This window comes from Sphingobacterium sp. FBM7-1 (assembly GCF_020687765.1).
Lineage (GTDB): Bacteria > Bacteroidota > Bacteroidia > Sphingobacteriales > Sphingobacteriaceae > Sphingobacterium.
In genome coordinates, this window is the sequence record NZ_JAJEWJ010000011.1 from 1 (window position 1) to 12784 (window position 12784).

Here is a 12784-nt window from a genome sequence, read left to right on the forward strand (position 1 = left end):
ATTCCTTAAGGATCTTACTGATCTGCTCTGGTTTGAATCGTTTTCCTTTCATAATACACTGTTAAAGTTATTAATCATTTTTCTATTCTCTAACAGTCTTTTTTTAGGGGAAGCTTACAGGCAGTATTATTGATTACCCTCTGATGGTTATAATGCTTTGACAATAGGTCTATATCATTTTGATAAAAAAAATATACAAAAGCATCTCCTAATGCTTTTATTGTGTTGACAATAAAATCTATTCCTTCTTTAAATTTCGAAAGTAGCCTAACCTTTGATAAAAACCAATCGCGATTATATTTACTTCTGTTTGTAATAATTCTCTTTTCTTCAGAAATTATTTGATCTCTAATCGAGTGTAAATCAAAAATTGTTTCAGCTAGTTTTTCTTGAAACTCAACGATATTAGTCCCTAAGTTTGTCCTTTTTGTCTTAAACTCTTTAATATCAATTAATATGCCCCAACAAATATTGATCTTATCTTCTGCTTTATCAAAAGCATTTTTTACGGCTTTCTTCGTTAATTTCATTTTAAATAAGATCTATTTTTAAACCAAATGATATTATCGAAATATAATAATTAATATTAAAACCTTCATTAAAAACAAAATATGTCTATTATTTTACTCTGAATGTTAAAGATGGCACATACAAAATCTCATACAAATTCTTCTTTTATCACTAAACAACATTCTATACATATTTGGAAATCTTAAAATTTTGTGTGTTGATAAAGTTTTTACATTTCCAAAATCATAATGAAACCATATATTTCATTATGAAAATGTGAATTCTGCTCGGGGCTACAATTTTTAACGAAAAACGCCGAAATCTTTAAGACTTCGGCGTTTTTTTGTTTTCTCTAATCTTTTAAACTAGAACAGCCTAAAGATTTAACTTAAAACTGGTAATGTTCGCCTCGTCTACGGAAGGTATTCGGCAAATATAGGAGAAAGCTTGCAGAAGACTTCGAAAAAGTTAGGGCATTTCTTCGGCATTTCTTCGGCAGCGCTTCGGGTGTTCTTCGACTAGCAGCCGAAGAAACCCGAAGCGGAGTCGAACAACAGTCGAAGCGGACTCGAAGCCTACCCGAAGCAGTCTCGAAGCGGAGTTTTCCCAAAGTTTATTTATATTCCTGATTTCAAACAATATGTGTTATATTGGGGTTATCCCGTAAAATGAACGAAACTAACACATCATGACACACAAAATAGCTCCACTTAAAAAATTACAAGAGAACGGTAAGAATATTCATCGATTACCATTTTCGATTCGGATTCTTTTAGAAAATGTCCTTCGAAATCATGACGGCTTTGCGGTAACCGATGATCATGTGGATATATTGACAAACTGGAATGCTTCGGGCACGGACAAAGATATCCCTTTTAAGCCAGCTCGTGTATTGATGCAAGATTTTACAGGTGTACCTGCGGTTGTGGACATTACTTCAATCCGAGCGGAATTTGTACGAAAGGGAGGCGATGGAGCCAAAATTAACCCTGCTATTCCGGTTGACCTAGTCATAGACCATTCGGTACAAGTAGATTATTTTGGGACAGATTATTCTTATCAGGAAAACGTAAAATTGGAGTATGAGCGAAATGCGGAACGGTATCAGCTGCTAAAGTGGGCCCAGCAGGGCTTGGACAACTTGACGGTGGTTCCGCCCGGCATGGGTATCTGCCATCAAGTGAACTTGGAGTACTTGGCGAAAGGTATTGTAGAGCGGGATGGTTGGGCTTTTCCGGACACTTTGGTCGGAACAGATTCCCATACCCCGATGGTAAATGGTATCGGCGTTCTGGGTTGGGGTGTAGGAGGAATTGAAGCCGAAGCAGCCATGCTAGGGCAGCCGGTATATTTCACCTGTCCGCAAGTAGTTGGTCTAAAACTCACCGGCGAAATTCCCGCGGGTTGCACGGCGACGGATATGGTTTTGTCCATAACAAAAATACTGAGAGATACGGGGGTCGTGGGGAAATTTGTAGAAGTATTTGGTGATGGTTTGGATAAATTAACCGTTACCGACCGCGCTACAATCTCGAATATGTCGCCTGAGTTTGGCTGCACGGTAACTTACTTTCCTATCGACGATCAAACGCTTGATTATATGGCGCGGACGAACCGTTCTACAGCGCAAATTGAACTAGTACGAAAGTATTGCCAGGAAAATATGCTTTGGCGGACGGGAAATGAAGAGATTGAATACTCTAGGATTGTAGAGTTAGATCTCACTACATTAGAACCCACCGTCGCGGGTCCCAAACGGCCACAAGACAAAATTCTAGTGAAAGATCTGCAGTCCACTTTTCGCACCGTTCTCGACCAAGATTTTCAAAGAAACTACGTCCCATTTGATGATCGAAGGGAACATGCTTGGTTAAACGAGGGGGGCTCTGGTACCCAATTTGTTAGGGAAGAGACGGAAGAACATAATGAAACCGTGACCACAGCCGCCGCCGATTTACGGAGCGTAAAGATTAAATTAAAAAATGGCGAATACCGGCTGAGTGACGGAAGTATTGTGATCGCTGCGATCACCAGCTGTACAAACACCTCTAACCCCAGTGTCATGATAGGTGCTGGATTGGTCGCTAAGAAGGCTGTTGAAAAAGGACTTCGCACCCGATCCTGGGTTAAAACAAGCCTAGCTCCGGGATCGAAGGTGGTTACAAAGTATTTAGAGCGCTCGGGTTTATCCACCGATTTGGAAGCGCTGCGGTTTCATACGGTAGGCTATGGCTGTACCTCATGTATAGGCAATAGCGGGCCTTTGCCGCCGCATATCGCGGAGGCTATTGATAACAGTGAAATGGTAGTCGCTTCAGTCCTATCCGGAAACAGGAATTTCGAAGCACGTGTTCACCCGCAGGTGAAAATGAACTTCTTAATGTCTCCTATGCTGGTAGTTGCTTATGCGCTTATCGGTCGTGTCGATGTGAATCTAATGGAAGACCCCTTATCCTACGATCCGAATGGGAATCCGATTTATCTAAAGGATATTTGGCCTACGCAAGAGGAAATCAATCAAACGATCCAAGAAGCCATGCGGAAAGAGGATTTTGAAGAGGTGTACGATGTTATATTTGACGGGGATGAAGAATGGAAAAAGCTCGCAGCCCCTCAAGGTAAGGAATTCATTTGGGATGATGCTTCTACGTATATCCGGGAGGCTCCCTTCTTTAAAGATCTACCGACTGAACCCGTAGCACTTACCGAAATTGAAAAGGCTAGAGTTCTCTTATATTTAGGCGATTCGGTGACGACCGATCATATCTCACCGGCCGGCTCCTTCAACGAGGAAAGTGCGGCAGGAAAGTATCTGTTGAGCCAGGGAATTGATCGGAAGGATTTTAATTCGTATGGTTCCCGACGAGGAAATCATGAAGTCATGATGCGTGGTACGTTTGCGAACGTTCGTATCCGAAACAAGGTTACCGACCGAGAAGGTGGTTATGCTATGTATTTTCCGACGAAAGAAACCTTGACGGTTTACGATACCGCGATGCGATATCAGGCCGATGGCACGCCATTGGTGGTTTTAGCGGGGAAAGACTATGGAAGCGGTTCGTCACGAGATTGGGCTGCAAAAGGTTCTCGCCTGTTAGGTATCCGAGCGGTAATTGCTGAAAGTTTCGAGCGAATCCATCGCAGTAACCTCGTGGGGATGGGGATACTGCCTGTAGAGTTCCCTGCAGGAGAAAGTGCACAATCATTAGGTTTGACAGGAGAGGAAGAAATCAATATAACAGGAATAACGAGTGACTTGAAGCCCTTTAAGATGGTAAAAATCCGCGCGGTAAAAGCATCGGGAGAAGTCGTTGAGTTTGATGCCCGAGCTCGGTTAGATTCTGATATCGATGTGGAATATTTTAAACACGGAGGCATCCTCCAATATGTTTTAAGAAGTTATTTAAGCCGATAGAGGCAAATCATCGGCTACTTTACCCCATTAACTACGGCAAGAAAATGTGACGAATAGCTGTCCTGTACTGTCCTGCAAACGTTGCCGGTAACGTTTGCGTGCTTTTTGTTCCTATTTCTTGCCGTTTACTAACCTTATTACCTTATAATTGCAATAGGATATTAAAGCTAACAAGATATAAACATAAGTGCAACTGATGTTTACACCAATTGAATCTGTTTAAAATCCAACCAAAATGTAATGTAATATAATCTGTAAAAAGATTATCGTTCTTATAATTTTCAGTAACCAGTTTAATCATTTATTAACAATTATCATGAGGAAATTTAAAGCTTTATTGCTGATGCTTTTCGTCATTCAGTGTGTTTTTGCACAAGAACGGACGATTTCGGGTACAGTGCATGACGAAGACCGAATACCGATGGCAGGAGTCACGGTAAAAGTGAAAGGCATGAATCAACAAACAAGTACAGATGATAGCGGATACTTTACGATCGCTATTCCGAATGGAGGTAATGTTCTTGTATTTAGTTCTATTGGATATTTGGAGCAGGAGCAAAATATTCAAGGAAACACTAAGATTTCAGTTACTATGCGAGCCGATGCCGCAGGCCTAGATGAAGTCGTCGTTATCGGTTATGGCTCCGTGAGAAGGAAGGACCTTACTGGAGCGGTTGCCTCGGTAGATGCAAAGACGATTACAGCGGCTCCCGTGTCTTCCGCTTTGGAAGCTATCCAAGGCCGTGTAGCTGGCTTGAATATCAACACAACTGAGGGGTCGCCGGATGCGGAACTCACTGTCCGGGTGCGAGGAGGAGGGTCTATCACACAAGACAACTCACCCTTGTATATTGTCGATGGTTTCCCAGTTAGTTCGATAGCAGATATTGCACCCCAAGACATTGAGTCTATCGATATTCTAAAAGATGCGTCTTCCACAGCAATATATGGTGCGCGTGGGGCGAACGGGGTTATTCTTGTGACCACAAAAGGCGGCAAAACAGGTAAAACAGCGATCAGCTTTAACGTATTTACCGGCTCTCGCAATTTGGCCAACAAACTTGATGTGCTCTCGCCGCTAGACTATGTTACTTGGCAATACGAACATTCGCTTTTGGCTAACAAGCCGGAAAATTATACCCAATATTTCGGAAACTATCAGGATATCGATCTTTATGCGGATGTCGAGCCGAATGACTGGCAGGAGATTATATTTGGAAGGACAGGAACGACATATAATCAGAACTTGAACCTCAGCGGTGGCGGAGAGAAAACGCGGTTTAGCGTGAGCCACAGCTTTGTAAAAGACCGGGCGATTATGCAGATGTCGGATTTTCAGCGCCACAATGCGAATTTTAAACTGAATCATAAGTTATACGATAATTTAACGTTGGATATTGGTGCACGTTATTCGGATACGCAAGTGAATGGTGGCGGGATGAACGAGCAGAACGAAGTTTCTTCGGCCGATTCCCGGCTAAAGTACGCCATGTTATATCCGCCGTTTCCGGTAGCCGGCCTAACGACAACGACCGAAACAGATGACGATTTTAACTTATACAGTCCGATTGTAGCCATTTCTGATAATGATCAATATTACAGAAGAAAAACGGTTAACTTAAACGCAGCCCTCTCCTATCAGGTGTTGCCGAACCTCCGTTTACGTTCTGAATTTGGCTACGATAACTATCGAAATGATCAGGATCGGTTTTACGGAGCAACGACCTACTACGTTCGTAACGTGCCCGCTGCGGACTATCAGGACAAACCAGGTCTGATATTGACTAACACGAGCCGTAACGGTTGGCGGAATACGAATACGGCAACTTATACCTTGGATGATATGATTGGCGAGGACCATAAGTTGAACGTCATGGTTGGACAAGAGTATTTATTTACCGAAAATCAAGTGTTGACCAATGCCATTCACAATTTCCCGGAATCTTTCTCCTTTGAGGATGCGCGAAAATTGACGACACAAGGCGTACCAAATTCCGTTGATAATAACTTCTCTCCGGATGATAAACTATTGTCTTTCTTCGGTCGTGCAAATTATGATTTCAGAGGGAAATACCTGTTGAGTGCAACCTTTCGGGCGGACGGTTCTTCAAAATTTTCCCAGGATAACTGGTGGGGCTATTTCCCTTCCATCTCGGGAGCATGGCGTTTATCCGATGAGGAGTTTTTATCCGATGCTAAGACCTGGTTAACGGACATGAAACTTCGGGCTAGTTACGGAACGGCAGGGAACAACCGCATTCCTTCCGGCTTGCTGGTGCAGACTTTTAATAACTCCACGACAAATTGGGTGAATGGTTATGATAACTATTGGGCGGCGTCCAAAACAATGGCGAATCCCGATCTAAAATGGGAAACAACAGTTACGCGAAACATTGGTTTAGATTTTACCTTGTGGAATGGCCGTTTGAGCGGAACCATTGATGCCTATCATAATAAAACGAAAGATTTGCTTATCGCCTTTCCTGTTGCCGGAACGGGCTACGACGTGCAATACCGTAACTTGGGTAACACGCAAAATAAAGGGTTAGAATTCACGCTGAATGGCGGAGTCGTTCGGAAAACAAACTTTGACCTATCTATCAATGCGAATATCGCTTTTAATCGTAATAAAGTATTGAGCCTAGGTGCAATTGAAAATATTCCCGGTACCTCGGGTTGGGCGTCCACGGCTATTGGAACGGATTACATGGTAGAGGTTGGTGCTCCTATAGGGCAGATGTACGGTTACCAAAGCGACGGTCGATATGAAGTGTCAGATTTTGAAAGGTATGATGCGGGATCCAATCAATGGGTTTTAAAAGAAGGTGTGACAGATGGAAGAGAGCTTGTCGGCTTGATCCGTCCGGGTTCTATGAAAATAAAAGATCTAGATGGAGACGGTAAAGTTAGTGTTGCTGACAGAACCATCATTGGAAATGCAAACCCATTGCATACGGGCGGGTTTTCAATCACCTCACGGGTTTACAACTTTGATTTTGCGACCTATTTTACCTGGAGTTACGGCAATGATATCTACAATGCAAATAAGATCGAATATACTTCGACCAGCCAATATAATTCCCGCAACATGATCGATGCAGTCGCAAGCGGTTCGCGCTGGACAAATCTTCGTCCGGACGGAACGATCAGTAACGATCCGGCCGAGCTGGAAGCCATGAACGCAAATACCACGATGTGGTCACCTTATACACGTTCATTTACGTTTAGCGACTGGGCAGTGGAAGATGGTTCGTTCTTGAGGCTCTCCACAGCGACGATCGGTTATACTTTTCCACAATCGATTACTTCGAAACTGAAAATGCAGAATCTGCGGATTTACGCTTCGGGTTATAACCTGTTGTTATTCACGGATTATAGCGGTTTTGATCCAGAAGTTTCTACACGTCGGAGAACACCACTGACACCGGGTGTAGATTATTCAGCCTATCCGAAAAGTAGGTCCTTTGTATTTGGTTTGAATGTGAATTTTTAATTTGAAAGAAATGAAGCGAATTATAAATATAGCTGTGTTGGCCGCAGCGGTTTTATCGGTAGCGGGATGTAAAGACGTGTTGGAAGCGCCGACAAAGTCTTCCTTAGATGAGTCTGTCATTTTCTCTTCCCCGAGCTTGGCGGAAGGTATTATCCCTGGGATTATTCAATCTTTTGGGGAGACGAACTCTTATCGGGGAAGGTATCTCGTTTATTACGGCACGAACACGGATGTGGAGATCCATAACTCTCTTAAATCCATAGATGATGATAAATCGAGGTTGGGTAATTACAATACCAATTTCGATAATGGTCAAATGAATACAAACAATAATGCTTATGCGAAATTCTATGAGGGAATTGAGCGAGCAAATATGGCAATACGTGGCTTACGGACCTACGGGAATGTAGAAACGAATGCACAAATGGCACAAATATTAGGTGAAGTTCTCGTTCTTCGCGCTGTATTATATAGTGATTTGATCAAAGGCTGGGGAGATGTCCCGGCACGGTTCGAACCTATCAATACTGAGACTACATATTTGCCGCGAGCTGATCGAGACACGATTTATAAGCAGTTACTAATGGATTTGGAAGAGGCAGCGAGTTTATTACCTTGGCCCAATGAATCCTCTAAGACTTCTTCCGTGGAACATGTCAGCAAAGCATTTGCGAAAGGACTTCGGGCACGACTGGCATTGGCAGCGGGAGGTTATGCACAACGGCTAGATGGTACGGTTCGGCTGAGTCAAGATCCGGATCTTTCAAAAGAGAAGATGTATGCGTTGGCTAAACAAGAGTGTCTGGACATTATTAATAGCAACACGCAGCGTTTATTAGGTTTTGAAGAAGTTTTCCGTCGTTTTAACCAAGAAAACCTAGCGGCTGGCGGAGAATCCATGTGGGAAATCCCCTTTAGCGAAGGGCGAGGACGTGTCATTTTTGATTTAGGAGTTCGCCATTTAAAAACTAGCCAATATACAGGACAAAATAGAGGAGGTACGGTGGGACCGAATCCTATTATGTTGTATGAGTTCGATAAAGATGATGCGCGGCGCTTTGTTTCCATCGTTCCTTACGAATGGGATCGTGCTGGTGATGTAGCCGATGCAGGGGCTTTCCAAACTCCATCATCGCTTGGACGCCTCTACTTTGGCAAGTATCGGTACGAATGGATGGGTCGACGTGTTACTTCGACCAATGACGACGGTCTTAACTGGATGTATATGCGTTATGCAGATGTCGTATTGATGGCTGCGGAAGCAATCAATGAACTCGACGGACCGCAAGCTGCAGCACCGTATCTGAAAATGATATTGGATCGCGCATTCCCCGCAAATATGACTAAAGCTGCAGATTTTTTAGCTGAAGCCACGGTGTCAAAAGCGACATTTTTTGATGCTATTGTGGATCAACGAGCTCTGGAGTTTACGGGAGAGATGTTGCGCAAAGGGGATCTTATTCGTTGGAATCTGCTCGGCACCAAACTGGCTGAAGCGAAGGAGAAACTTCAGCAATTGGAAAACCGGACTGGAAAGTACGCGAACCTACCGGAAAAGATCTATTACCAAACCAATGATGATGACGAAACCATCACGATTTACGGTTTAAACTTCGGAGATACAGATGCTGCTGGTGCTGCGCTGAATTATTCTGAAAGTAAAACCTGGACGATGGTAGGTAGTAGTGATGCAAACACATTATGGGATGCACTGGTTTACCCAGGCAAAGATCCGAATAAACAGCAATATTGGCCGATTTGGCAGTTTTTTATTGAAAACTCGAACGGCTTGTTGAATAACGATCATTTAAATTAACCTTTAAGACGTTGAATCATGAAATGTAAATATATAGTATGGTTTTCCGCAATGATTTTGGGATTGAATTTCTCTTCTTGTAGCGAAAACCTTTTAGAAGAAATAACCGAGCTGAACCTGGATCGTGCATTGTCGCCAACGGATTTGACTGCTCAGGTTGTTGATCGCACAAATGTTAGGTTAAATTGGAAAAAAGTGAGCAATGCCGACTCCTACGTTATTGAAATATTTGATAACGCTGAATTTTCTGGTACGGCGGCCAAATCAATTGAGGGCGTGACTTATGAGGAGCTGCCTTATACGGTCGAGGGTCTTTTCGGAGAAACACTGTTCAGTGTACGCGTCGGTGCAGTGGGTGAGAATCTGAAAAACTCCAAGTGGATTACGACGACCTTCGAAACCGGTATAGAGCAAATTTTTAACGAATTTGATCCAGAAACACTAACCGAAGAGTCGGCTACTCTTCATTGGCCAGCTGGTGAGGTAGCCACTGGCGTGGTGTTGATGCCAGGCGAAATCCAACATGTGGTGACATCTGCAGACGTTGCGGCAGGAGCGACCACGATCACCGGACTATCAAGTGATGTGACCTACACCGCCACACTGATGAACGGCAACAAAAGACGGGGGGAATTGACTTTTACAACACTATTAGGAGGCGAGGGAGTGACGAAGGTCACGGCAAATGACAATCTTGCGACAATGATCGCCGCTGCAGCCGATGGAGCGGTATTCGCCATAGAGCCAGGGACGTATGTAATCAATGACAAGATAGAGATCAATAAAAACATATCCGTTCGGGGATATAAGCCGCACAAAAAGCCGGTTATTCAAGGCGCTATCTTTCGTGTTACGAAAAATGCCGCGTTAACGCTTCGAGACTTATCTCTCGATGGCACAGGAGGAGGATCGGATCAAACTGTTGTTTACAATGAAGATCTTGACAACCCATATGGTGCTTTCTTGATGCAGAATTGTGAAGTGAAAAACTATGTGAAAGGCATATTTTATGTAAATAAAAAGGCGAGGATACCGTCTGTAACGTTTACAAATAACCTGATTCATGATATTGAGTGCAATGAGGGGGATTTTATAGATTTCCGAAAAGGTATTGCCGACGAATTTACTTTTGTGGATAATACCGTTTATAATAGTGCAGCTGCGCGCGATTTGTTCCGGATGGACGCTGGTGGTTCTGACAACTTTGGTTCCGTGGAAAGTAAGATTACGATTACCCAAAATACCTTCTACAACACGATTAATAATAATGGGAAAAGATACTTGTATATCCGGTTGGCGAATAACAGTATATCATTCACGAAGAATTTGATCGTTGCGAGTGAAGGTTATTATGCAAATCAAAGTGCGACCAATATAACGGAACTTTCGGGCAATAATTACCATAATGCGCCGAATTTCACGGCAAGTTCAGTGTCAAATGCCCAGAATGATACCGGAAATTATACCTCCCTAAATCCCGAATTTACAGATCCGGAGAATGGCGACTTTACGGTCAACAACTTGGATTTGAAACTAAACGGAATCGGCGCTGCGCGGTGGCGTTAGTTGAGTAACGGGAAGAGCCGCATCGAACATTGATGCGGCTCTTTTTAAAATATGGGAAGAGCAAAGCCTAGTAAAAATAATATATAGATGAAAAATTATATCTTTCGAAGAAGAAGCATGGTATTTCCGATTGGACTATGCCTCCTTTGTATAATTCTTGGCTGTGGTAAAGATACACCAGAAGAACAGGGAACAGCGCTTCAACCACCCCAAAATTTTACGATTGATGCCGGAGTTGAATCGGCTACTTTTGACTGGGATGCGGTCAATAACGCAGATGGCTATCTTCTCGAGGTAGGCAAAAATGCCACTTTTTCTGAGGTTGTTGCCAAGACGGATACTATCCAGCAAACTCAAGTGGAGTTCAGCGGATTATCTTCCGAAACAACGTATTACGCTCGCTTACGCGCCATTCATAAAAGCAATCCTTCTTTTACCTCTAATGTCCTCGTAGAAAGTTTTACGACAAAGGAGCGACCTGTTTCAGAGATACCGCTAGCGTTTCCAGGCGCCGAGGGCTATGGGAAAATGACGTCTGGCGGGCGTGGTGGCAAAATGATTAAGGTGACTTCCCTAGCGGACAGTGGCCCCGGTACGTTACGTGCGGCTATTGACCAATCTGGTCCCCGGATTATCGTTTTTGAAGTTTCGGGCAATATCGAATTGAATAGTAGGCTACGGATTCGTAACGGGGATGTCACGATCGCCGGACAGACCGCACCGGGCGACGGTATCTGTATACAAAATTATGAAGTGAGCGTTGATGCGGATAACGTTATTATACGATTTATGCGTTTCCGAATGGGCGATTTAGCCCGTCAGAAAAGCGACGCTTTATGGGGAAGGTACCGTAAAAATGTTATTATCGATCATTGTTCGATCAGTTGGTCGATTGATGAAACAAGTTCCTTCTACGCTAATCAGTTTTTCACCATGCAGTATTGTATCATTGCGGAAAGCCTGAATAAATCTTTCCACGAGAAGGATGACCATGGGTACGGCGGTATATGGGGTGGTAATAAAGCATCGTTTCACCACAATTTATTAGCACATCATAACAGCAGAACACCCCGTATGGACGGTGGAGCTCGAAATGGAACAGGTGTAAGTCCCGTAGGTAAAGATTATGTCGATTACCGAAATAATGTGATTTACAATTACAAAGGAATCGGTGCTTATGGAGGTGAAAATGGCGAGTACAATTGGGTAAATAATTACTACAAACCAGGACCATCAACGACAAGCTCTGCTACACAAAGAAGAATTTTCAGAGTTAGCTATGAAAATGATGCGCAATACGGCCCAGGGTACGGTAAATTTTATATGAATGGAAATTATGTGCATAATCAACCGTCGATTACGGCAAATAATTGGGCGACAGGAGCAATGCAGTACGATGGGTCTGCCTCCGAAGCATTGTGTAAACTAACCTCTCCTTTGGCTATTGATGAGATTTATCAGATTAAAGAAGAGACCGCCGCAGCCGCTTATGAAAAAGTGTTAAATCTTGCAGGTGCAAGCCTGAAAAGAGACGAAGTGGATGCTCGTATTGTGTCAGAAACGAGGAACGGAACGGCAACTTACAACGGGTCAAAAACGGGATATCATGGTATTATCGATTCTCAGACGGATGTCGGTGGTTGGCCTACACTGGTGCAGACTACGCCGGCTGTTGATACCGATGGAGACGGTATGCCGGATGCATGGGAAATTGCAAACGGACTAAATCCCAACGTAGCCAATGCAAATGGTAAAGACCTCAGTGCTGTGTATGATAATATCGAAGTGTATTTTAATAGTTTAGTAGAGGGGTTGTATTGATAACACAATAGAATGTAAACAGCTAAAGCATAATATAGAGTGGGCTTATTATGCGGAATACCAATCGATAAAAAGGTATAATTTCAGAAAATCGTATAGGCTGGTAGCGTTGACGGATACCGCGGGAGTCCATTATACGAATGAAATGTCTTTTTTTGTGTTC

The 12784-nt window shown here is 43.3% G+C and carries 6 protein-coding genes; 5 read left to right on the forward strand and 1 reads right to left on the reverse strand.

The window, feature by feature from the left end:
- Positions 1-89: 89 nt before the first annotated feature.
- Positions 90-530 carry a hypothetical protein gene (locus tag LKO28_RS14635; protein WP_227695766.1) on the reverse strand — a complete coding sequence of 147 codons (441 nt, stop codon included), beginning with the start codon at positions 528-530 and terminating at the stop codon, positions 90-92.
- Positions 531-1198: 668 nt separating this feature from the next.
- Here LKO28_RS14635 and acnA point away from each other — a divergent pair.
- From acnA to LKO28_RS14660, 5 genes are all read left to right on the forward strand, one after another.
- Positions 1199-3925 (forward strand): aconitate hydratase AcnA, encoded by a 2727-nt coding sequence (gene acnA / locus LKO28_RS14640; RefSeq protein WP_227695767.1) that lies wholly within the window; start codon positions 1199-1201, stop codon positions 3923-3925.
- 316 nt (positions 3926-4241) lie between these two features.
- Entirely contained in the window at positions 4242-7418 is a 3177-nt protein-coding gene (locus LKO28_RS14645; RefSeq protein ID WP_227695768.1) for a SusC/RagA family TonB-linked outer membrane protein, read from the forward strand.
- Between the two features lie 10 nt (positions 7419-7428).
- Positions 7429-9234 (forward strand): RagB/SusD family nutrient uptake outer membrane protein, encoded by a 1806-nt coding sequence (locus tag LKO28_RS14650; RefSeq protein WP_227695769.1) that lies wholly within the window; start codon positions 7429-7431, stop codon positions 9232-9234.
- 18 nt (positions 9235-9252) lie between these two features.
- Positions 9253-10800, forward strand: a complete 1548-nt coding sequence (locus tag LKO28_RS14655) for a DUF4957 domain-containing protein (RefSeq protein ID WP_227695770.1) — start codon at positions 9253-9255, stop codon at positions 10798-10800.
- A gap of 87 nt (positions 10801-10887) precedes the next feature.
- Positions 10888-12621, forward strand: a complete 1734-nt coding sequence (locus LKO28_RS14660; protein ID WP_227695771.1) for a pectate lyase — start codon at positions 10888-10890, stop codon at positions 12619-12621.
- Positions 12622-12784 lie beyond the last annotated feature (163 nt).